The following is a 21,793-nucleotide window of genomic DNA, read 5'->3' as shown; positions in this document are numbered from 1 at the left end:
ATTACCTATCTTTTAACGGCCACGGATGCTTCCCGCTCATGTTCTCGAAGTCACAAACCATTGCCCAATATGATCCAGAACTCGCTGCTGCCATTGCCGGCGAAGTCGTGCGTCAGCACGAACACATCGAGCTGATCGCTTCGGAAAACTACACCAGCCCAGCCGTGATGGAAGCGCAGGGCTCGCAGCTGACCAATAAATACGCGGAAGGCTATCCTGGCAAACGTTTCTACGGCGGTTGCGAACATGTGGACGTGATCGAGCAACTTGCCATCGATCGCATCAAAGCGCTGTTTGGTGCTGAATACGCCAACGTACAGCCACACTCTGGCTCGCAAGCCAACCAGGCTGTGTATTTCTCGATCCTGAAGCCGGGCGACACCGTAATGGGTATGAACCTCGGTCATGGCGGTCACTTGACGCATGGTTCGCCAGCTAATCTTTCCGGCAAATTGTTCAATATCGTGGCCTACGGTCTGAACGAAAACGAAGAAATCGATTACGACGATATGGAGCGCGTAGCGCTGGAAACCAAGCCAAAACTGCTGATCGGTGGTGCTTCGGCCTATGCGCTGCGTTTTGACTGGGCGCGCATGCGTGAAATCGCCGACAAAGTCGGCGCCTACTTCATGGTGGATATGGCTCACTACGCCGGTCTGATCGCGGCGGGCGTGTATCCAAACCCTGTGCCACACGCGCATTTCGTGACCTCAACTACCCACAAAACCCTGCGTGGTCCACGTGGCGGTATCATTCTGGCCAAAGCTGAATTTGAAAAGAGCCTGAATTCAAACGTGTTCCCAACACTGCAAGGTGGCCCGCTGATGCACGTGATTGCGGCCAAAGCCGTGGCCTTTAAAGAAGCTGCGACGCCTGAATTCAAAGCTTACCAAGCGCAAGTGCTGAAAAACGCTGCAGCAATGGCCAAAACTCTGGCTGAGCGTGGTCTGCGCATTATTTCTGGTCGCACCGAGTCGCACGTGTTCCTGGTTGATCTGCGTCCGAAAAACCTGACAGGTAAAGCTGCTGACGCCTTCTTGGGTAAAGCCCACATTACCGTGAACAAAAATGCGATCCCGAATGATCCAGAAAGCCCATTCGTGACTTCAGGTATCCGTATCGGTGCCCCAGCGATTACCACGCGCGGCTTTAAGGAAGAAGAAGCGATTCAAGTCGCTAATCTGATCGCCGATGTGCTGGATAATCCAGAAGACGAAGCTAATATCGCAGCAGTGGCCGAGAAAGTAAAAGCGCTGACCGCGCGCTTCCCGGTTTACGGCGACTAAGTTTTAGCGGTACTCAGAAGACAGGTGGCGCCGCTGCGCCACCTTTTTCTATTTACAGAGCAAACAATTCACTTTTTGCGTGCTCTAGGGTATATCCCGAATCTTGTTTTATCACAAGCTTTGGCACCATATACCTACTCGGTGTATTTGGGGTGCTTGTATTTTGCGCCGCAGCACTGATCTAATTGATGTTCTTTGTTGATCTTTACGGGGTTCGTGCATGAAGTGCCCATTTTGTGGTTCACCTGATACGCAGGTGGTTGATTCGCGAGTGTCCGACGAAGGGGATGTCGTGCGTCGCCGGCGTCGCTGCGCGATCTGCGATAAGCGCTTTACCACCTACGAAACCGCCGAAGTCCGTATGCCGCAGGTGGTGAAACAAACCGGCCAGCGGGTTGAGTTTGATCGCGAAAAAGTACGCACCAGTTTCCTGCGCGCCCTGCATAAACGTCCGGTCCCCACACCGCTGGTGGACGAAGCGATTTCCCGCATTATTCAACGTGTTCTCACCATCGGTGAGCGCGAAATCATGTCCCGTCAGATCGGTGAGATGGTGATTGCTGAACTCGCCAAGTTGGATAAAGTCGCCTATATCCGCTTCGCCTCGGTCTATCGTTCCTTCCAGGATGTGGAAGACTTCCGCGATGTGATTCGCGAAGTGAGCAAGCAATAATGAGTTTTTCCGCCTTTGATCAGGCCATGATGGCCAAAGCGCTGCAAGTGGCGGCGCAAGGTGCCGCACTTACGAGCCCAAACCCTTGTGTGGGCGCAGTGATTGTGGCCGGTGAAGACATCATCGGCTACGGTCATAGCCAAGCAGCGGGCGGCGCACATGCCGAAATCATGGCGTTGAAAATGGCCAAGGCCAAAGCACCGGGTCAATTAGTCGGCGCAACGGCCTATGTCACCCTGGAGCCTTGCAGCCACTTTGGCCGCACCCCGCCGTGCGCCAATGCGTTGATTGGGGCTGGCATCGACCGCGTCATCACCGCTTTACGTGACCCCAATCCCTTGGTGGCCGGGCAGGGCTTGGCGCGACTGGCCAACCATGGCATTGAAGTGGCCCATGGCTTGCTGGCCGAGCAGGCGCGCGAGCTACACAAAGGTTTTCTCAGCCGCATGATCCGCCAGCGCCCGTGGGTTACAGTTAAATTGGCCGCGAGCTTAGATGGCCGCATTGCCCTAGAGAATGGGCAATCCCAATGGATTACCGGCGCTGAGGCGCGGCTGGATGTACAGCGTTTGCGCGCGCAAGCCTGTGCAGTGCTCACTGGTGTTGGTACGGTGCTGGCCGATGATCCGCAGCTGAATGTACGCGAGCTGGCAGTAAGCCGGCAGCCACAACGGGTGGTGCTCGATAGCCGAGGTCGTACGCCGCATGCTGCAAAGGTGCTCACCAGCAGCGGTGGTTATACCCATGTGCTCAGTGGCGCTGGGCCTGCGGAACTGCAGCATTTTCACAGTGAGCAATCCTGCGCCGTGCAGTTACCGCTGTGCGATGGCGAGCTCGACCTACATGCCGCCATGGCATATCTGGGGCAGCAAGGCTTTAATCAGGTCTTGGTCGAGGCGGGAGGTACGCTGGTAGGCGCTTTGCTGCAGGCGGGTTTGGTTGATGAAATCATTCTTTATCAGGCGATGACCTTGCTGGGCAAAGGGCGCGGCATGGCCGACTTTACCTTAAGCGACTTGGCTGATCAGCACCGCCTAACACTACTGGAGCAACGCCGCGTGGGCGCCGATCAGCGCCTAACCTTGCGTTTAACACAGCCGCACATCGCCTTTGCTCAAGCCACCGCGGTGGCTTGAGCCGGAGCCTCATCATGACTGAATCAACGACCCTGCGTTGCCCCGATTGTGGCCAAGCCCTTGAGATTCTCGCTGCTTGTGGCGCGAAAAGTTATTTCTGCAATCACTGTAATGAACTGAAATCTTCGCAACGGGTGAAAGAGGCAAATCCGGCCCAATTCACCGCACCTAAGGACTAAACATGTTTACCGGCATTATTCAGGCCATCGGGCAGATCGAAGCAGTGGACGCCTTTGACGGGGGCGTACGCCTCACCGTGGATGCAGGCGAATTAGACCTTTCCAATGTAGTACTGGGGGATAGTATTGCTCACAACGGCGCATGCATGACCGTGATTGAGCAGATACCCCCGCGCAAATATAAAATTGATGTTTCCAATGAATCGCTACGCTGTACCGTTGGCCTTGATCGGCCAGGCCCGGTGAACCTGGAAAAAGCCATGCGTTTGGGCGATATGTTGGGTGGACATATGGTATCCGGCCACGTGGATGGCGTTGGCACCGTGCTGGCGTTTGATCCGGTCGGGGAAAATCGCCTGCTGCGCATTGCTGCGCCGGCCACGCTGGCGCGTTATCTTGCCGCGAAGGGCTCGGTGGTGGTCAATGGCGTCTCGCTTACCACCAATACCGTGCGTGATACTGCCGCAGGTTGCGAATTTGAAATCAATCTAATCCCGCACACCTTGTCGGTGACCACGCTTGGCCAGCTGCAAGCTGGCGCGCAGGTAAATCTCGAAATCGACCTGATTGCCCGCTATGTTGAACGGATGGTATCGCTAGAGCAGCAAGGGAGCGCCGCATGAGCCAGATTGCCCCGGTACAGGAAATCATCGCCGAGCTAAAAGCCGGCCGCATGGTGGTGTTGGTGGATGAAGAAGATCGCGAAAATGAAGGCGATCTGGTTCTGGCTGCGGATTTTGTGACGCCCGAGGCGATCAACTTCATGGCCAAATATGGCCGTGGTTTGGTTTGCCTGACGCTAACTCCCGAGCGCTGCAAACTGCTGAATCTCACCACCATGGTGCAGAGTAATAGCTCGTCGTTTGGTACTAATTTTACCGCCTCGATTGAAGCCGCCGAAGGCGTCAGCACCGGCATTTCCGCGCATGATCGCGCGCTAACGATCCGCAAAGCGGTGGCATTTGATGCCAAGGCTGCCGATGTGGTTTCACCTGGGCATGTCTTCCCGGTCATGGCGCAGCCTGGCGGGGTTTTGGTGCGCGCCGGGCACACCGAAGCTGGCTGTGATCTGGCCATGATGGCGGGCTTAACGCCTGCGTCGGTGATCTGCGAGATTATGAATGACGATGGCACCATGGCGCGCCTGCCTGAGCTATTGGAATTCGCGGCGCAGCATGGCCTGAAAATCGGCACTATCGCCGATCTAATTAATTACCGCAGCCGTACCGAATCGTTGGTGGAATGCGTGGGCCGCCGCCCCGTGCGCACCTTTGCCGGTGAATTCGAGCTGGCGGTGTACCGCGATAAACTCACCAAATCGACGCATCTGGCGCTGGTTAAAGGTCAGCCTTGCCCCACAGAAGAAACCTTGGTGCGGGTGCATGAGCCTGCCTCGCTCATGGATTGGCTAGATCTGGATGGCCGCCGGCATTCTTGGTCGGTGGAAGCGAGCTTGCAGGCCATCAATCAGGCCGGTAAAGGCGTGATGATCTTGCTGCACCGGACTGAATCTGGCGAAGATCTGCTGGCCCGCGCCTTGCCAGAACTGCAGCTGAATAAAACCCAGAAATGGGATATGCGCACCTATGGGATTGGCGCACAAATGCTGAAAGACTTAGGCGTGGGCGCCATGCGCCTGATGTCGCCTGAGCGCAAAATTCCGAGCATGACCGGTTTTGGTTTGGAAATCACCGGTTTTGCCCAACCGAATCAATAAAAGACTAAAGGATCAATCATGAGTGTACCTGCAGGTATCCAGCAAATTGCCCCGAATCTGAATGGCCAAGGCATGAAAATTGGCGTGGTAATGAGCCGTTTTAATACGCCGGTGTGCGAAGGCTTGCGCGACAACTGCCTGGATGAGCTGGTGAAACTGGGCGTAGCGCCCGCCGATATCGTGCTGGGCAGTGTGGCCGGCGCGCTGGAAATTCCGGTGGTATTGCAAAAGATGGCCAATAGCGGTCGTTACGACGCGCTGATCGCGCTGGGTGCGATTATCCGCGGTGAAACTTACCATTTTGAACTGGTGGCCAATGAATCCGGTGCGGGTGTAACGCGCATTACGCTAGATAGCAAAATGCCGATCGCCAACTGCATTCTGACCACCGAAAACGACGAACAGGCCGAAGTGCGTGTTGTAGAAAAAGCGCGCGAAGCCGCGCGTGTTGCGGTAGAAACCGCTAATTTGTTAAAGGCAGTAGCATGAGCGAAGAACAAAAAGCCCCGGCCAAAAAAGGCCCAATGAAATCCGCCCGCCGCCGGGCGCGTGAGTTTGCGGTGCAAGGGGTATATCAATACCTGATGAGTCACGAAACCGTGAACAACATCGACCTGTATCTGCGCTCGAGCAGTACTTATTTTGGTAAAGCCGATGCCAATCTGTACCGCGCGATTTTGTTCGGCGTGATTAAAGATGCCGCCAGCCTGACCAAGGCCATCGAGCCGCATGTGGATCGCCCGTTGGAAGAAGTGAGTACCGTGGAGCTGGCCGTGCTGTATACCGGCGCGTTCGAAATTATCTCGATGCCAGAAACCCCATATCCGGTCATCATCAACGAAGCCATTGAGCTCACCAAAACTTACGGGGGCTCAGATGGCCACCGTTTTGTGAATGGCGTGCTGGATAAAGTGGCCGAGCAAGTGCGCGCCGAAGAGTTTGCCGCGATTCGTGCCAAACGTCAGGGCTAACGAGGGCGTGGTTTGAACGAGTTTGATCTGATTCGCCAGTATTTCACTCGCCCCACACCGCGGGCGGTGGTGGGGATTGGCGATGATGCAGCGCTACTTAGCCTCAGCCCCGGGCATCAGCTGGCCGTGTCAGCCGATATGTTGGTGGCCGGCCGGCATTTTTTTGCCGATGCTGACCCGGAGCGGCTTGGGCACAAAGCCTTGGCGGTCAATCTATCTGATCTGGCTGCCATGGGAGCAAAGCCCAGCTGGTTTACGCTCTCGCTGGCCTTGCCCAGTGTCGATGCCGACTGGTTGGCCGCTTTTAGCCGCGGCATGTTTGCCTTGGCCGATGCGCATGGGATCGAGCTGGTGGGGGGCGACACCACCAAGGGCCCGTTGACCATTGCAATCCAGATTGCTGGTGAAGTAGAAACTGGTGCCCGTATGCTGCGCTCACAGGCGCAGCTAGGGGATGATATCTGGGTGAGTGGCCCATTGGGCGCGGCCGCCGCGGCGGTGATGTATCGCACCGGGCGAGTCAATCTAGCGGCTGAGGTCGCGGCGCGCTGTGATCTGCGACTGGATTTACCGCAGCCGCGTGTGGCCTTAGGCCGGGCGATCCGCCCCCTGGTGCATGCAGCGATGGATATTTCTGATGGCCTAGCGGGTGATCTGCGCCATATTTGCCAGCGCTCGCAGTGCGGGGCCAGAATTGAAGTTGACGCAGTTCCTGCTGCACCCGAATTGGCTGCTTTACCTGCCGAGCTGGCTTTGGAAGCCAAACTGGCCGGTGGCGATGATTACGAGCTACTCTTTACCGCCCCCACCAGCGCCCGCCCGCAATTGGCCGCCATTGGCCAGGATCTAGGCTTGGCGCTAAGCCGGATCGGGCAGATAACCGCGGGCGCAGGCGTGCAGTTTGTGGGTGCCGCTGGGGAAACTCTGGATTTGGGCTTGGGTGGCTTTGATCATTTTCGCGCCCCCTAAAGCCGCTGAGCACAGTTTGAGATGACGATGACGCAGGATAAAAAACAGCCGCCATTACTAACGCCCGATTGGGCGTTTTTAATGCGCCATCCCGCCCACTGGCTGGCCTTTGGCTTTGGCGCTGGTTTGGCTCGGCGCGCGCCGGGCACATGGGGCACACTGGTGGCTTTGCCGCTGTTTGCGCTTTTGCATATCTGGCTGCCAGCACCGATTATTTTTGCCCTATGTTGGCCCTTGTTTGCGGCGGGTATCTGGTTTTGTGAGGTCACAGGCCGGGCGCTTGGCGTCAGTGATTATGGCGGCATCGTCTGGGACGAGATCGTCGCTATGTTGATGGTGCTGTGTTTTGCGCCGGAGAGCTGGCTGGGCTGGCTGATGGCTTTTGCGCTGTTTCGCTTATTTGATATCGTCAAACCCTGGCCCATTCGCTGGTGTGATCGCCAGATCAAAGGTGGCTTAGGCGTGATGGTGGACGACATTTTGGCAGCCGCGATGGCGATAGCTGTTTTATTGGTGATTAGCCCCTGGATTTCTTAATGGGTATGGCTCTGTAGCTTTTTTCTAATAATGGCTGCGGCTTACTACCCTCTTGGTGTATACATGATTCGATTAAAGTCACTCACGCTGCGGCGTGGGGTGAAAGTACTGCTAGATAGCGTAGATCTGACCCTCAATCCCGGCAGTAAAACCGGCGTGGTCGGTGCCAATGGCGCCGGTAAATCCAGCTTTTTTGCCTTGCTGCGCGATGAAATCCACCCGGATACCGGCGATCTCTTAATGCCCCCGCGGGCGGCGATTGCCCATGTGGCGCAGGAAACACCAGCTTTGCCCTGCTCAGCGCTAGATTATGTGCTGGATGGCGATGTGGAGTTGCGCCGGGTGGAGGCAGCGCTTGCAGCTGTGGCGGGGGATGGCGTGCGCCATGGTGAACTACTGGCCCAGCTGGAAGCGATTGATGGCTACGCTGCGCCTGCGCGGGCTGGTAAATTGCTGGCCGGCTTGGGTTTTAGCAGCGATGAAATGCAGCGGCCCGTGAGTAGTTTCTCGGGGGGCTGGCGTATGCGCTTGAATCTGGCGCAGGCGCTAATGTGCCGCTCGGATCTGCTGCTTTTGGATGAGCCAACCAATCACTTGGATCTGGAAACCGTAGTCTGGCTGGAAGGCTGGCTTAAATCCTATCGCGGCATGTTGCTGGTGATCTCGCATGATCGTGATTTTCTCGATGCGACCGTGGGGCAGATCTTACATATCGAGCAGCAAGGGATGCAGCTCTATACCGGTAACTATGCCGATTTTGAAGCCCAGCGCGCCGAGAAACTGGCCCAGCAAAACCAGGCCTTTGAAAAACAGCAACGGCAGATCGCCCACCTAGAAAGCTTTATTACCCGCTTTAAGGCCAAGGCCAGCAAGGCCAAACAGGCACAAAGCCGGGTGAAAGCCTTGGAAAAAATGGAGCGGATTGCTGCGGCGCATGTCGATTCGCCATTTAGTTTTGCCTTCCGTGAGCCCGAATCGTCGCCTAGTCCCTTGGTACGGCTGGAAAATGGCGTGGCAGGCTATCAGGCCGCTGCGCCGGTGTTGCAAGGGCTGAACCTCAGCCTCGAAAACAAAGCCCGCTTAGGCCTATTGGGCGTGAACGGGGCAGGGAAGTCGACCTTTATACGCTCGCTGGCCGGCGAGCAGCCCCTGCTGGCAGGTGTTCGCACCGAAGGCAAAGGCCTGCGCGTGGGTTACTTTGCCCAGCATCAGCTCGAATATCTGCGGTTGGAAGAATCCGCACTGTGGCACTTGCAAAAGCTCGACCCAACCACGCGTGAGCAAGAGCATCGCAATTTCTTGGGTGGCTTTAATTTTGTCGGCGATATGGCCACTTGCCCGGTGGCGCCGTTCTCTGGCGGCGAGAAGGCCCGCTTGGCCTTGGCGCTGCTGATCTGGCAAAAACCGAATTTATTGCTGCTCGATGAGCCTACCAACCACTTGGACATCGAAATGCGCGAGGCGCTGACCTTTGCGCTACAGGATTTCGAAGGCGCCTTATTGGTGGTGTCGCACGATCGGCATTTATTGCGCGCCACCGTAGATGATTTCTGGCTGATTGAAGGTGGCCGCGTGCGGCCATTTGATGGCGATCTGGACGATTACAGCCGATACAGCCAGGAAAAACGTGGTGAGCAGGCGGCAAGCGCCCAGCCGGCAGCTTCAGGTGAGAGCAATAATCGCAAAGAGCAAAAGCGGCAAGAGGCGCAAGAGCGGCAACGCTTGGCTGCGCTGCGCAAACCCCTAGAGCAAAAGCTCGCCAAAGTTGAAAAAAGCCTGGCGCAGCTACAAGCGCAGCAAAGTGAGCTGAATACTTTGCTGGCCGAGGAAAGCATCTATAGCGCTGAGCGTAAAGACGAGCTGCAAACTGCCTTGCGGCAAGATGCCGAAGTTAAAGCGCAGTTGGAAGAGCTGGAGCTGCAATGGTTAGAGCTCAGTAGCGAGCTCGAAGAAATCGTGTAGTGTGTCAAACAAAGGCTAGGGTATATTGCTCTAGCCTTTTTTATATCTAACTTTGAGGGTAATACCCCTGTGAATTTTCTGCGTAGCAATCTGGGTTTATGGCTGTTTTGGCTGTTAGTTTTGGCCTGTGTGTATGGGGCATTTGAGCATTTTGTATTTAGCCGTCAGCCGGCCGCCACGACGCTAGAAGCCACGAGCGGCCAAGTACTGCAGGTACGCAAAGGGCGGGATGGACATTTTCGCCTGCCCGGTACCCTCAATGGTGTGCCGGCCATTTTAATGATGGATACCGGTGCCAGTAGCGTGACGCTGGATGAAGATCTGGCCCGGCAGCTGAATTTACCGGTGGGCGAGCGCTTTACCACGCAAACGGCCAATGGCCCTGTTGAGGCCTATGCCACTGTGCTGGCTGAATTGCGCTTAGGGCCATTTACCTTGCGGCAGGTGTCTGCTGCAGTGGTGCCACGTTTGGGGGATGAGATCTTACTGGGGATGAATGTGCTGCGGCGTTTTAAACTGGAGATACAGGGTGAACAGCTGCAGTTAAGTCCACTCGAAAAGTCCAGCCACTAGCCGGCTTGCGACTCACGATGAGGTATGGGTGGCTACGGGAAATTAGCCGCGGGCTGGGTGATGGGGCGGGTTGACTTGGCTTTTGAGCTCGACGGCCAGTAGGCTGTCCACGCGTTTGAGTACTTCGCTGGCATTGGCGAGATACTGGGCAATCGCGGTGCTCAAATCATCAGCGTAGTTAATCGGGCGAATCGGCATGGTCTGGCTCTGGGTTGTCATCACAGGTGGCAAGTGCATTAGCCACTATTGATGTTATCGGCATAGCAGGCACTAACTTGAGCACATTACTGAACAAAACGCGCCAATAAATTGATCTAGAACAAAAAAAGCCCCGCTAGTGCGGGGCTTTGTGTTGGCGACCCTAGATTAGGCTTGGCCGTAGGTTTCTTTGTATTCGCGACCGTAGAAGCTATCGAGCAACAGCTGTTTCAGCTCGCTGATCAGCGGGAAGCGTGGGTTGGCGCCGGTACACTGATCGTCGAAGGCTTCTTCGGCGATACGATCTACTTTAGCCAGGAAGTCTGCTTCGTTCACGCCGGCATCTTTGATCGATTGCGGAATGTTCAGCGCAGCTTTCAACTCGTCCACCCAAGCCACCAGTGCGGCGACTTTCTGATCATCGTTTTTGCCTGGCAAGCCCAGATGCTCGGCGATATCAGCATAACGGCATTTCGCTTGTGGGCGGTCGTACTGACTAAAGGCCGTTTGTTTAGTCGGAATATCCACCGCGTTGTAACGAATCACATTGCTGATCAGCAGGGCATTGGCCAAACCGTGGGCGAGGTGGAACTCGGCACCGATTTTGTGCGCCATTGAGTGGCAAACACCCAGGAAGGCATTGGCAAAGGCCACACCGGCGATGGTGGCGGCGTTGTGTACGCCTTCACGAGCCGCAGGGTCATTCGCACCGTTGCTGTAGGCTGATGGCAAGTGCTGTTTCAACAGTTTCAGCGCTTGCAGTGCTTGTGGGTCGCTAAACTCGTTCGCCAGTACCGAGACATAAGCTTCCAGTGCGTGAGTCACCGCATCGATCCCACCGAAGGCAGTCAGCGATTTTGGCATATTCATTACCAAGTTCGCATCGACAATCGCCATATTAGGGGTCAGCTCATAGTCGGCGATAGGGTATTTCATGCCGGTTTTTTCATCGGTTACCACCGCGAATGGGGTTACTTCCGAACCAGTACCTGAAGTGGTTGGAATCGCGATCAGCTCGGCTTTAACGCCCATTTTCGGGAATTTATAAATCCGTTTACGGATATCCATAAAGCGCAGGGCCAAATCTTCGAAGTGTACTTCTGGGTGCTCGTACATAACCCACATGATTTTCGCTGCATCCATGGGCGAACCACCACCCAAGGCTACGATCACGTCAGGTTTGAAGCTATTGAGCATTGCCACGCCTTTGCGCACGACGGCCAGAGTTGGGTCAGCTTCTACTTCATAAAACACTTCAACTTCCAGGCCATTCTGTTTCAGGATGCGGATGGTTTCATCCACATAGCCGTTGTTGAACAGATAGCGGTCAGTCACGATGGCTGCGCGTTTTTTGTTCGACAACTCTTCCAGAGCCACAGACAGACTACCGCGACGGAAGTAAATGCTTTTCGGAAGTTTATGCCACAACATATTTTCAGCTCGCTTCGCCACAGTTTTCTTGTTGATCAAGTGTTTCGGGCCCACGTTCTCGGAAATCGAGTTCCCACCCCAAGAGCCGCAACCCAGTGTCAGCGAAGGCGCCAGCTTGAAGTTATACAGGTCACCGATACCACCTTGCGATGAAGGGGTATTGATCAGAATCCGGGCGGTTTTCATTTTGTCACCGAAGTAGACGATACGTTCTTTCTGCAAGTCTTGGTCGGTGTACAGCGATGAGGTGTGACCAATCCCGCCCAATGCCACCAGTGCTTCTGCTTTATGCACGGCATCGAAGAAATCTTTGGCGCGATACATGGCCAGAGTAGGGGAGAGTTTCTCGTGCGCGAAGGCTTCTTCTTCACCCACAGATGCCACTTCACCGATCAACACCTTGGTGTACGGCGGCACTTTGATGCCGGCCATTTCGGCGATTTTCAGCGCTGATTGCCCCACGATACCTGCATTCAGGTTGCCATCGATCAGGATGACTTTACGTACCGCTTCGGTTTCTTTCTTGTTCAGAATGTAGCCGCCGTTGCTGTTAAAGCGCTCTTTGACTTGCTCGTAGATGCTATCAACGATGATAACGGATTGCTCAGACGCACAGACCACGCCGTTGTCGAAGGTTTTTGACATCAGAATCGATGCTACAGCACGTTTGATGTCGGCTGTTTCATCAATTACCACTGGGGTATTACCGGCACCCACACCAATGGCAGGTTTACCTGAGCTATACGCCGCACGCACCATGCCTGGGCCACCGGTTGCCAGAATCAGATTCAGGTCTGGGTGTTTCATCAGGTGGTTAGATAGCTCTACAGTGGGCTCATCAATCCAGCCAATAATATCGCGTGGTGCGCCAGCTGAAACTGCGGCTTCCAGAACGATGCGGGCAGCTTCGCAAGTTGATTTGCGAGCACGTGGGTGTGGGCTGAAGATAATACCGTTACGCGTTTTCAGCGAGATAAGGGCTTTAAAAATAGCGGTTGAGGTTGGATTGGTTGTTGGCACAATCCCGCAAATCAGGCCAATTGGCTCGGCGATGGTAATGGTGCCGAAAGCTTCGTCTTCTTCGAGTACGCCACAAGTTTTTTCGGTTTTGTAGGCGTTGTAGATATATTCAGAAGCAAAGTGATTTTTGATTACTTTGTCTTCGACGATCCCCATGCCGGTTTCGGCCACAGCCATTTTTGAGAGTGGCAAACGGGCATCAGCAGCTGCCAGCGCCGCTACACGGAAAATCTCGTCCACTTGTTGCTGGGTGAAAGTTGAGAACAGTTGCTGAGCTTTTTTTACTCGAGCGACCAGTGCATCCAGTTCTTGAACATTGGTAACAGCCATTTTGTGCTCCTGACTTACTAAGTGGATTTCTGTGGTAATCATCTTATGTCTGACAACTAATCTTGTCTGTGCTTTATTTACGCGTCATGAAACGGTGTAAAAAAGACCAAACTTGCTGAGTGATGCCAACATCTTCAGGTGATGGAAGCATGGTAGATGCAGTATGGATATGAAAAGTTGATATTTCTCATGTTTTCAAACGCACTTCATCTAAAATACGCATAATGTATATTATGTAAAGTACACTCGCGAGTATGAGCTGGGTGTGGCTTCATGTCATGTCCATTTAAGCCTGAAAATCCATGAAGCCCCACCACGCTAGTCACGTTGGCTGTTATTATCGCGACTTGTCACGATGACTTGGTGCAGTATGGAGCAAAGCAAAGATAAAAAGCCCCGCGGCCGGCGCCCTTTGCATGGGCAAGCGATGAGCGTTGCTGAACGCAAGCGCCGCTCGCGGGCGTTGCAGATTAAGCGCGCCACGCAAAACCATCAGTTGCGTCTACCGAAAGCATTGTCAGTAGAAATCGATGCTAGCTTGCATCAGAAGTTCCGCACCTATTGCCAGCAACAGCAGCTCACGCAAGCTGAAGCACTCGAGAAAATTCTCGCTGCCTTGGTTTTGGAATAAAAATTGGGCACAGCATTATTTTGCCCCCAAGACCAATGCGGGATACTGCTGTTCGATTTCTTCGGCTGTATTCAAAGTCCGGATTTGCGCAAATAGCTGCTCGGCTTCTGGGTAATGCCGGCGCAGATAGTTCAGCCATTGTTTTAAGCGGCCAGCCTGATACTTGGCATAGCAATGCGTTTTTACTTGTTGCCAGAACACCGTAAACAGCGGCTGCAAACCTTCCCAGCTTAACGCTTGCCCAGTTTTAGCTTCCAGCGCCAAGCCGGGATTGGCCACAATGCCGCGTCCCAACATTACATCGGTGCATTCTGAAATCGCTAGGCAGCGTTTTAAATCGTCGACGGTCCAGATTTCCCCATTGGCCACCACATTAAATTTTACGGCCTGGCGGATTAAAGCGATGTGTTCCCAGTAGGCTGGCGGTTTATAGCCCTCAACTTTGGTCCGTGCATGCACCACCACTTCTTGGGCCCCTGCACTTTCCATGGCTTGCGCACATTCAATAGCTGGCGATTTATCTTCATAGCCCAAGCGCATTTTGGTGGTAATAGGGATATGCGCCGGGGTAGCCTCCCGAACTGCCTTCACAATCTGATAGATAAGTTCAGGTTCATTGAGCAAGACGGCGCCACCGCGGTGGCGATTCACCGTTTTGGCCGGGCAGCCAAAGTTCAGATCAATCCCAAATGGATTGTAGCTCGCTAATCTGCCCGCGTTGGCCGCTAACATAGCCGGGTCAGAGCCCAGTAGCTGTACTTTCACAGGCACGCCGCAGGCGGTCTGACTTTGGGTGAGTATTTCGGGGGCAATCCGTTCAAAGGTGTGCCCGGGCAATACGCTGCCACTGACCCGCACAAATTCGGTTACGCATTCATCAATCCCGCCAGCGCGAGTAATCACGTCGCGTAATACGCAATCGAGCAGGCCTTCCATGGGCGCGAGCAAAATCCGCACAGTTGTATTTCCACATTCGCAAATCAACAGCGCAGTTTACCAGATTGGCCGCCGTGGCGCTTGACAGCGGAACGATCGTTCAATAACCTAAAAGAACGAATGTTCCATAGGGTGCCGCCATGGCCAATCCAAATCGCGACCACGAATATCTGGGCAAACTGCAGGATTATTACAGCGAATATCGCAGTCTCCCCTCTTACGCTGTTATTGGCGAACTGCTGGGTATGGCCTCGAAGTCCGCGGTTTCAGCGCTTGTTAAGCGCCTTACCCTGGCGGGGTATCTAGAAATGACGCCGGATAAACGCCTTGCCCCCACCAAGCGTTTTTTTGAGCGTGAGTTGGCTGATTTTAATGTGCCAGCGGGCTTACCTGCGGCCGCCAATGATGCGATGAGCGAGGCGATCTCGCTTGACGAATATCTGATGCCGCGCCCTTCCAATTCAATTTTGATCAAGGTGCGCGGCGATTCGATGATGAATGCCGGCATTTATGATGGCGATCTGGCCGTCATTGAAAAACGCCATGCCGCGCATGTTGGCGACTTGGTGGTGGCCGTAGTCGATGGCGAATACACCTTGAAAGAGTTAGGGCGCGATAAACAGGGCTATTACCTGATTCCGCACAACCCCGATTTTGCCATTATTCGTCCCAGCGAAAGCTTAGAGATTTACGGCGTGGTGGTAGGGCTGATGCGTAAATACCGCTAAACAGCGCTACATCTGTGCCTCGCTCCCGCTAAAATTATCCTTTGCTGAACAAAAAAGGCTCGCCTGTGTCTGACGTTAACGCTTCGCCCTTGGGCAAAACAGTTTCCTACATCACCGAATATGCGCCCGAGTTGTTGTTCCCCATCCCGCGCAGCGGTAAGCGCGCCGAGATTGGCATCACCAGCGCCCTGCCTTTTTTTGGCTTTGATTATTGGAATGCCTACGAGGTGTCGTGGCTCAATCTTCGCGGCAAACCGCAGGTCGCACTGGTCAGTTTTCAAATCCCGGCTGACAGCCCAAATATTGTTGAGTCTAAGTCGTTTAAGCTTTATCTCAATAGCTTTAACCAGACCAAGCTCGCTGATGGCGAAGCGCTGCTTGCGCTGCTAAAGCAAGATATTGGTGCGGCGGTGGGGGCGAATATTCAGGTTAAATTGATCGAAACCGAACGGTTTGCCGAGCAAAAAATTGTTGAACTGCCCGGTTTTTATCTCGACAACCTCGATATCGAGGTGAGTGATTATTCACCCCAGCCCAATCTCTTGCGCTGTGATGCCTCCACCACCACGGTGACCGAAACCCTGTGTTCTAATTTGCTCAAATCCAACTGCTTGGTTACCGGTCAACCCGATTGGGCCAGTGTCCAGATTCAATACACGGGTCAGCCAATTAATCGTGAAAGCTTGTTGCGCTACCTGATTTCATTTCGCAACCACAATGAGTTTCACGAGCAGTGCGTCGAGCGCATTTTTGTCGATCTGCAACAGGCCTGCAAACCATTAAAACTGGCGGTATACGCTCGCTATACCCGCCGTGGTGGACTAGATATCAATCCTTATCGGGCTAATTTTAATGCCGATCTGCCGCTCAACGTACGTACAGCACGGCAATAAAATCAGGAGAATCTGATGGCAACAAGCGCAACAGCAATTTTGGCCGGTGGCTGCTTCTGGTGCCTGGAAGCGGTTTTTCAGCGCGTACGCGGGGTGAGTGCTGTTCAGTCTGGATACATCGGGGGGGATGTGCCTGAACCCAGCTATCAGGCTGTTTGTACCGGCAATACCGGTCATGCCGAAGCGGTTATGATCAGTTATGACCCTGAAGTAGTGAGCTACACCACCTTGCTAACGGTGTTTTTTGCGATTCACGACCCTACTACGCTCAATCGCCAAGGGCACGATGTCGGTAGCCAGTATCGGTCTGCAATCTTTTATCAAGACGAAGCGCAGGCCGAGCTGGCTCGAGCGGCCGTCGCGGCAGCACAAGCCGATTGGCCGGCGTCAATCGTGACCGAGATTGTGGCTGCAACCGAGTTTTACCCCGCCGAAATCGAGCATGCCGATTACTACAATCAGCATCCATTTCAGCCCTACTGCATGGCCGTGGTCGGACCGAAAGTGCAGAAATTCATGCACAGTTTTAACGAATTACTCGCCTAAATCAGCCCGATTTCTTCGGTGGTGCGCGCCGCAAGGGCGCGCCAATCCGCTATAATTGCGGCTTTCCCTTACTTTGCCCGTGCCATTTATGTCACCGCGCCTAGAACTGCTCCACCCCTACCCGTTTCAAAAATTGCGTCAGCTATTTGCTGGCATTACCCCCTCTGCGGCGTTGTCCCATATCAATTTATCGATCGGCGAGCCTAAACATCCAGCGCCACAATTGGTGAAAGATGCGCTGCTTAGTCACATGGCGGGCTTATCCAGCTATCCGGCCACATTGGGCTCGGATGAACTGCGCGAGAGCATCGCGGATTGGGCAAAGGCGCGGTATGGTTTGGTGGCTTTGAACCCGGCTACCGAGGTCTTGCCGGTGAACGGTAGTCGCGAGGCTCTGTTTGCCTTCGTGCAGGCGGTGGTTGATACCAGTGCGGTTGCGCAGCCCGTGGTACTGTCCCCCAACCCGTTTTATCAGATTTATGAAGGTGCGGCGCTCTTGGCGGGCGCAGAGCCTTGGTATGTCAATTGCGTGGCAGAAAATCGCTTCCAACCCGATTGGGACTCCGTACCCGCCGAGGTTTGGGCACGGACTCAGGTAGTTTTTGTTTGCTCACCGGGTAACCCGACTGGCGCGGTGGCTTCGCTGGCTGATTGGGAGCGGCTGTTTGCGCTTTCTGACCAATATGGCTTTGTGATTGCCTCGGATGAGTGCTATTCGGAAATCTATTTTGGCGAAGAAAAACCGCTCGGTGGCTTGGAAGCGGCTCAAAAACTTGGGCGCGATTACCGTAATCTGGTGATGTTCTCGTCGCTGTCCAAACGCTCGAACGTACCGGGGATGCGCTCAGGCTTTGTGGCCGGTGATGCGCAGATTTTGGCTAAGTTTTTGCTGTATCGTACCTACCATGGTTGTGCGATGAGCCCCATGGTGATGGCGGCTAGCGCTGCAGCCTGGCGCGATGAGGCGCATGTGATTGAAAACCGCGCGCAATACACGGCTAAATTTGCTGCGGTGACCGAGCGCCTGGCTTCGGTGTTAGAGGTTGGTTTGCCGGATGCAGCGTTTTATTTGTGGGCCAAGACTCCGATCGATGACGAAGACTTTGCCGCACGCCTATTTGCCGAGCAGCACGTCACCGTTTTACCCGGCTCATATCTAGCCCGTGAGGCGCATGGAGTGAACCCGGGTAAAGGCTACGTGCGCATTGCGCTAGTCGCGCCACTGGATGAATGTGTCGCCGCAGCAGAGCGGATTGTTGCGTTCTGTCAGCAATGGAAAACTGCGGCTGTTTAAAATTTTTGTTTCAGAGTGAGCAACCAGCACTCGTTTTTTTGAGAGAGTTCAGATGAGTAATTTGCAAACTGTTATTGAAACCGCGTTTGAAAATCGCGCCGATATCACCCCCAGCAATGTATCCGCCGAGCTGCGTGATGCCATCAATGAAGTGATCAACGCGCTGGATAAAGGCCAGCTGCGTGTTGCGGAAAAAAATGGTGGCGAATGGATCACCAATCAATGGGTGAAAAAAGCCGTTTTGCTGTCATTCCGGATCAATGACAATGTGGTGCTCGACGGTGGCTGCACCAACTATTTCGACAAAGTACCTAGCAAATTTGCTGATTACACCGAAGCGGATTTCCGCGCCGGCGGTTTCCGCGTGGTGCCTAATGCGATCGCGCGTAAAGGCTCGTTTATTGCCAAAAACGTGGTGCTGATGCCCTCATATGTCAATATCGGCGCTTTTGTCGATGAAGGCACGATGGTCGACACTTGGGCCACTGTGGGTTCTTGCGCACAGATCGGTAAAAACGTGCATCTGTCAGGTGGTGTGGGTATCGGTGGGGTACTGGAGCCACTGCAAGCCGGCCCGACCATCATTGAAGACAACTGCTTTATCGGCGCACGTTCGGAAGTGGTAGAAGGCGTAATCGTCGAAGAAGGCTCGGTGATTTCAATGGGCGTCTACATCGGCCAATCTACCCGCATTTATGACCGCGAAACTGGCGAAGTGAGCTACGGCCGCATTCCAGCCGGCTCGGTGGTGGTATCAGGCAATCTGCCAAGTGCCGATGGCAAATACAGCCTGTATTGCGCTGTAATCGTGAAAAAGGTTGACGCCAAAACGCGCTCTAAAGTTGGTATCAACGAGTTGCTGCGCGGTATCTAATACGCCATAGGGGTATCTGGCTGCAAAGCCGGTTGGCTTGCTGTTAAGCGATATATCTCTAGTAAAAAAGCCAGTCGGTTGACTGGCTTTTTCATTTCTGCGGTGCTCGCCATGGACGATTATGGCTGAACATTAGCATTGAGTGCATTTAGAGCACAACTTCACGCGTCACCCCGTAGCGGCGTAAGATGCGCCGCAGTTGATCCAGGGCCTCGATCTGGATCTGGCGTACCCGCTCCCGTGTCAGACCTAGGCTGGCGGCTAGGTCCTCTAAAGTACAGATCTCATAGCCATTCAGGCCGTAGCGGCGCTCGATCACCATGCGCTGCTTTTCATTCAGCTGCTTCATCCATTCGCGTACATAGCGCTCGACTTCGGCATTTTGCAGCGTCGATTCGGGGCCATCATGCTGATCATCCGGGATTGACTCACCAATAGTCAGCATCGGGTCAATATCCAGCGGCGCATCCAGTGAGGCCACCCGCTCATTTAGCCCCATGACGCGGCGCACATCTTCGACATCTTTACCCAGCAGATGGGCAATATCTTCAATGCTTGGGTCGTGCCCGAGTGTGGCTTCCAGATGGCGTTGCGCGCGCAGATAGACGTTCAGCTCTTTAATCACATGCACTGGCAAGCGGATGGTGCGGGATTGATTCATGATCGCGCGCTCGATACTTTGGCGGATCCACCATGTGGCGTAGGTCGAGAAGCGAAAGCCACGCTCAGGGTCGAATTTTTCCAGCGCATGCATCAAGCCGATGTTCCCTTCCTCGATCAGATCAAGCAAGGTCATGCCGCGGTTGATGTAGTGCTTGGCGATGTTCACCACCAAGCGCAAATTGTGCTCAATCATCTTTTGCCGCGCCGCAAAATCACCCTTCACCACTTGCCGAGATAATTCGCGCTCTTCATCCGGAGTGAGTAGTTTGCACTGGCCGATTTCATTCAGATAAATCTGCGTAACATCGCCGGTGCTTTCGCTGGTGTAGCGTTCGGTTTCTTCCTTGGCTTCGCTGTCGAGGTCCTCGCTGTCCTCGCCCAGTTGCGCTTCTTCATCCAGTGTTTCAACTTCGTCGATGAGGTCTTGCTCAATGGCTTCGATCTGTTCGCTCATGGTCTATTCTGTCGCGATGAACTTCGCCGGATCGACGGGCTTGCCTCCTTTGCGGACTTCGAAGTGTAACTTCACTTGATCGGCATCGGACTTGCCCATTTCGGCGATCTTTTCACCTTTTTTAACGACATCTCCCTCTTTAACTAGCAATTTATCGTTATGAGCATAGGCCGTCAGATAACCATTGCTGTGCTGCAATATGATCATCTTGCCATAGCCGCGCAATCCGGCGCCCGCGTAAACTACCTTTCCTTGTGCTGACGCAACAATAGATTGCCCAAGTTTTCCTGCAATATCAATGCCTTTGCTTTCTTCACTGAACTTGCGGATCACTTTTCCGCTGGTTGGCATGCCAAACTCGGTGCCGTTGGTATTGCTTTGCGTCGCAGATGATGCCACTGAAGCCGCAGCTTTATTGGGGTTTGGTGTTGAATTTGCGACAGCAGAAGCAGCAACTGGTTTTGTTATAGATGCTGTCGCGGAGCTTGCAATTGCTTGTTGTTTTGTTGCAACTGTGTTGCCGTCTGCCAGTTTAGCGACTTGGCTAGCTGCTTGAGGGCTATAGACTTCCTTGACGGCTTTGGGATGCGTTTTGGTGATGACCGGCGTATTACTACCGACCGGCGGCTGTGGTGTCGCGAAGGTTTGTACCTTACTCGGTGCGGCATCTTGCAGTGGCGTCACGGTTACGCCACCCTCGCCCAATGGCGCTGCGACTACCAGCACCTGGCCAATTTTGATGCCACTGTCACTGAGCTGATTCCAGCGTTGCACCTCAGCGGTGGTTACCCCATACAAAGTGGCAATCCGGTAGAGCGTATCGCCCTTTTGAACGGTATGCGTTTTATTGCCCATTTGCGCCGGAGATGGTGTCGCTACTGCGGCTATGGGGGTGGCCACGGGGGCCGGCGTCGGTGTCTGCTGGCCATCAATAATCGGGGCTGGGCTGGTGCGTGGGCTGGCGCAGGCGGCCAATAGAGTACTTAGCAAGACAATCAGCAAGGATGGGACGCGCACGTCATCTCTCCGCAAAAACAAATGAGGGCCTCGCTGCGCGGTGCGCAGACGATCCGAAAGGCATTAGTTTACACGGCAGCTATGGAGAAACGGCAGGTAATTATCAGCATCCTGTTGCAATGCGACGTGCTTATTAGGCAATGCCCGGCAGCAAAGGCACAAAATTGACTTTTTCGAGCCGACTTTCAAACAGCTCTTGCCCACGGCGCTCGATCATGCGCAGCTCTTGCTGCTGGCTGCCCACCGGGAAAATCAGCCTGCCCCCATCGCTCAGCTGTGCACTGAGGTTTTCTGGGACGATGGGTGCCGCGGCGGTAATTACAATGGCATCAAATGGAGCCAGCTCAGGCAGGCCAGGCAAGCCATCGGCATGGCGCAGGCGGGCATTATGAATGCCTAAGCCACTCAAACGCTCGCGTGTTTGGCGTACCAAGCCGCCAATGCGTTCAATACTGTGCACGGTTTTAAAGAGCTTAGCGAGCACGGCAGTCTGGTAGCCGCAACCGGTGCCAATTTCTAATACCTGCTGCCGTTGCGGCACTTGCGCTGCCAGCTCGCTCATGCGCGCAACGATATAAGGCTGGGAGATCGTTTGCCCAAAGCCGATCGGCAATGAGGTGTCGTCATAGGCTTTGTGCGATAAAGCTTCATCCACAAACTGATGCCGCGGGATCTGGCCGATGATCGCCAGCACGGTTTCATCGCCTATGCCCTGCTGGCGTAAACGCTCGACCAAGCGCGCCCGCGTGCGGGCCGAGGTCATTCCGCTGCCGTG

Annotated in this window: 24 protein-coding genes; 18 read left to right on the top strand and 6 right to left on the bottom strand. The window is 54.3% G+C overall.

The window, feature by feature from the left end; genetic code table 11:
- Positions 1 to 38 precede the first annotated feature (38 nt).
- The 12 genes from glyA to QV747_RS02955 all read left to right on the top strand — a co-directional run bounded on the left by glyA (position 39) and on the right by QV747_RS02955 (position 10,003).
- Positions 39 to 1,286, top strand: coding sequence for a serine hydroxymethyltransferase (gene glyA, locus QV747_RS03010; RefSeq protein WP_273429003.1), 1,248 nt, complete (start codon positions 39 to 41; stop codon positions 1,284 to 1,286).
- Positions 1,287 to 1,506: 220 nt separating this feature from the next.
- Positions 1,507 to 1,959: a transcriptional regulator NrdR gene (nrdR, locus tag QV747_RS03005; RefSeq protein WP_028449369.1), complete on the top strand. Its 453-nt coding sequence runs from the start codon at positions 1,507 to 1,509 to the stop codon at positions 1,957 to 1,959.
- Positions 1,959 to 3,095: a bifunctional diaminohydroxyphosphoribosylaminopyrimidine deaminase/5-amino-6-(5-phosphoribosylamino)uracil reductase RibD gene (ribD, locus tag QV747_RS03000; protein WP_273429002.1), complete on the top strand. Its 1,137-nt coding sequence runs from the start codon at positions 1,959 to 1,961 to the stop codon at positions 3,093 to 3,095. Before nrdR ends, ribD begins: the two co-directional genes overlap by 1 nt.
- 14 nt (positions 3,096 to 3,109) lie before the next feature.
- Complete coding sequence (locus QV747_RS02995; RefSeq protein ID WP_084414500.1) at positions 3,110 to 3,274, top strand: zinc-ribbon domain-containing protein; 165 nt, start codon at positions 3,110 to 3,112, stop codon at positions 3,272 to 3,274.
- Between the two features lie 2 nt (positions 3,275 to 3,276).
- A complete protein-coding gene (locus tag QV747_RS02990) occupies positions 3,277 to 3,897 on the top strand; it encodes a riboflavin synthase (protein WP_273428999.1) in 621 nt (206 codons plus the stop codon).
- Positions 3,894 to 4,991 (top strand): bifunctional 3,4-dihydroxy-2-butanone-4-phosphate synthase/GTP cyclohydrolase II, encoded by a 1,098-nt coding sequence (gene ribBA, locus QV747_RS02985; RefSeq protein WP_273428998.1) that lies wholly within the window; start codon positions 3,894 to 3,896, stop codon positions 4,989 to 4,991. The genes QV747_RS02990 and ribBA overlap by 4 nt, the downstream gene beginning before the upstream one ends.
- A gap of 18 nt (positions 4,992 to 5,009) precedes the next feature.
- Complete coding sequence (gene ribH, locus QV747_RS02980) at positions 5,010 to 5,480, top strand: 6,7-dimethyl-8-ribityllumazine synthase (protein ID WP_273428997.1); 471 nt, start codon at positions 5,010 to 5,012, stop codon at positions 5,478 to 5,480.
- Positions 5,481 to 5,515: 35 nt separating this feature from the next.
- On the top strand, positions 5,516 to 5,962 hold the full coding sequence (gene nusB, locus QV747_RS02975) for a transcription antitermination factor NusB (protein WP_034619224.1): 447 nt from the start codon (positions 5,516 to 5,518) through the stop codon (positions 5,960 to 5,962).
- A gap of 12 nt (positions 5,963 to 5,974) precedes the next feature.
- On the top strand, positions 5,975 to 6,931 hold the full coding sequence (thiL, locus tag QV747_RS02970) for a thiamine-phosphate kinase (protein WP_273428996.1): 957 nt from the start codon (positions 5,975 to 5,977) through the stop codon (positions 6,929 to 6,931).
- A 27-nt stretch (positions 6,932 to 6,958) separates the two neighbouring features.
- On the top strand, positions 6,959 to 7,468 hold the full coding sequence (locus QV747_RS02965) for a phosphatidylglycerophosphatase A (protein ID WP_373317274.1): 510 nt from the start codon (positions 6,959 to 6,961) through the stop codon (positions 7,466 to 7,468).
- Positions 7,469 to 7,531: 63 nt separating this feature from the next.
- Positions 7,532 to 9,430: an ATP-binding cassette domain-containing protein gene (locus tag QV747_RS02960; protein WP_273428994.1), complete on the top strand. Its 1,899-nt coding sequence runs from the start codon at positions 7,532 to 7,534 to the stop codon at positions 9,428 to 9,430.
- Between the two features lie 69 nt (positions 9,431 to 9,499).
- A complete protein-coding gene (locus QV747_RS02955; protein ID WP_273428992.1) occupies positions 9,500 to 10,003 on the top strand; it encodes a TIGR02281 family clan AA aspartic protease in 504 nt (167 codons plus the stop codon).
- 42 nt (positions 10,004 to 10,045) lie between these two features.
- Here the strand turns inward: QV747_RS02955 and QV747_RS02950 are convergent, their stop codons facing one another.
- Both QV747_RS02950 and adhE read right to left on the bottom strand, forming a co-directional pair.
- Positions 10,046 to 10,240, bottom strand: a complete 195-nt coding sequence (locus tag QV747_RS02950) for a hypothetical protein (protein ID WP_156905360.1) — start codon at positions 10,238 to 10,240, stop codon at positions 10,046 to 10,048.
- 129 nt (positions 10,241 to 10,369) lie between these two features.
- Complete coding sequence (gene adhE / locus QV747_RS02945) at positions 10,370 to 12,982, bottom strand: bifunctional acetaldehyde-CoA/alcohol dehydrogenase (RefSeq protein ID WP_051258800.1); 2,613 nt, start codon at positions 12,980 to 12,982, stop codon at positions 10,370 to 10,372.
- Positions 12,983 to 13,409: 427 nt separating this feature from the next.
- Between adhE and QV747_RS02940 the strand changes: the two genes are divergently transcribed.
- Positions 13,410 to 13,613: a hypothetical protein gene (locus tag QV747_RS02940; protein WP_273428989.1), complete on the top strand. Its 204-nt coding sequence runs from the start codon at positions 13,410 to 13,412 to the stop codon at positions 13,611 to 13,613.
- Between the two features lie 15 nt (positions 13,614 to 13,628).
- Here QV747_RS02940 and QV747_RS02935 read toward each other — a convergent pair whose 3' ends face one another.
- Positions 13,629 to 14,570, bottom strand: a complete 942-nt coding sequence (locus QV747_RS02935; protein WP_273428987.1) for a tRNA-dihydrouridine synthase — start codon at positions 14,568 to 14,570, stop codon at positions 13,629 to 13,631.
- 119 nt (positions 14,571 to 14,689) lie between these two features.
- Between QV747_RS02935 and QV747_RS02930 the strand changes: the two genes are divergently transcribed.
- The 5 genes from QV747_RS02930 to dapD all read left to right on the top strand — a co-directional run bounded on the left by QV747_RS02930 (position 14,690) and on the right by dapD (position 18,884).
- A complete protein-coding gene (locus tag QV747_RS02930; RefSeq protein ID WP_047392466.1) occupies positions 14,690 to 15,277 on the top strand; it encodes a LexA family transcriptional regulator in 588 nt (195 codons plus the stop codon).
- Positions 15,278 to 15,342: 65 nt separating this feature from the next.
- Positions 15,343 to 16,170, top strand: a complete 828-nt coding sequence (gene queF / locus QV747_RS02925; protein WP_273428985.1) for an NADPH-dependent 7-cyano-7-deazaguanine reductase QueF — start codon at positions 15,343 to 15,345, stop codon at positions 16,168 to 16,170.
- A gap of 15 nt (positions 16,171 to 16,185) precedes the next feature.
- Positions 16,186 to 16,716, top strand: coding sequence for a peptide-methionine (S)-S-oxide reductase MsrA (gene msrA, locus QV747_RS02920; protein ID WP_273428983.1), 531 nt, complete (start codon positions 16,186 to 16,188; stop codon positions 16,714 to 16,716).
- 88 nt (positions 16,717 to 16,804) lie between these two features.
- On the top strand, positions 16,805 to 18,010 hold the full coding sequence (dapC, locus tag QV747_RS02915; protein ID WP_273428981.1) for a succinyldiaminopimelate transaminase: 1,206 nt from the start codon (positions 16,805 to 16,807) through the stop codon (positions 18,008 to 18,010).
- Between the two features lie 52 nt (positions 18,011 to 18,062).
- A complete protein-coding gene (gene dapD, locus QV747_RS02910; protein WP_028449355.1) occupies positions 18,063 to 18,884 on the top strand; it encodes a 2,3,4,5-tetrahydropyridine-2,6-dicarboxylate N-succinyltransferase in 822 nt (273 codons plus the stop codon).
- A 148-nt stretch (positions 18,885 to 19,032) separates the two neighbouring features.
- Here the strand turns inward: dapD and rpoS are convergent, their stop codons facing one another.
- The 3 genes from rpoS to QV747_RS02895 form a co-directional block, all read right to left on the bottom strand.
- Entirely contained in the window at positions 19,033 to 20,001 is a 969-nt protein-coding gene (gene rpoS / locus QV747_RS02905) for an RNA polymerase sigma factor RpoS (RefSeq protein WP_047392458.1), read from the bottom strand.
- A 3-nt stretch (positions 20,002 to 20,004) separates the two neighbouring features.
- Positions 20,005 to 21,018, bottom strand: coding sequence for a peptidoglycan DD-metalloendopeptidase family protein (locus tag QV747_RS02900; protein ID WP_273428979.1), 1,014 nt, complete (start codon positions 21,016 to 21,018; stop codon positions 20,005 to 20,007).
- 133 nt (positions 21,019 to 21,151) lie between these two features.
- Entirely contained in the window at positions 21,152 to 21,781 is a 630-nt protein-coding gene (locus tag QV747_RS02895) for a protein-L-isoaspartate(D-aspartate) O-methyltransferase (RefSeq protein WP_373317278.1), read from the bottom strand.
- Between the last annotated feature and the right edge of the window lie 12 nt (positions 21,782 to 21,793).

It is taken from the genome of uncultured Chitinibacter sp., assembly GCF_945957625.1.
GTDB classification, from domain to species: domain Bacteria; phylum Pseudomonadota; class Gammaproteobacteria; order Burkholderiales; family Chitinibacteraceae; genus Chitinibacter; species Chitinibacter tainanensis.
The sequence above is the reverse complement of the archived record's forward strand: the minus strand, read 5'-3'. Positions and strand labels throughout refer to the sequence as shown.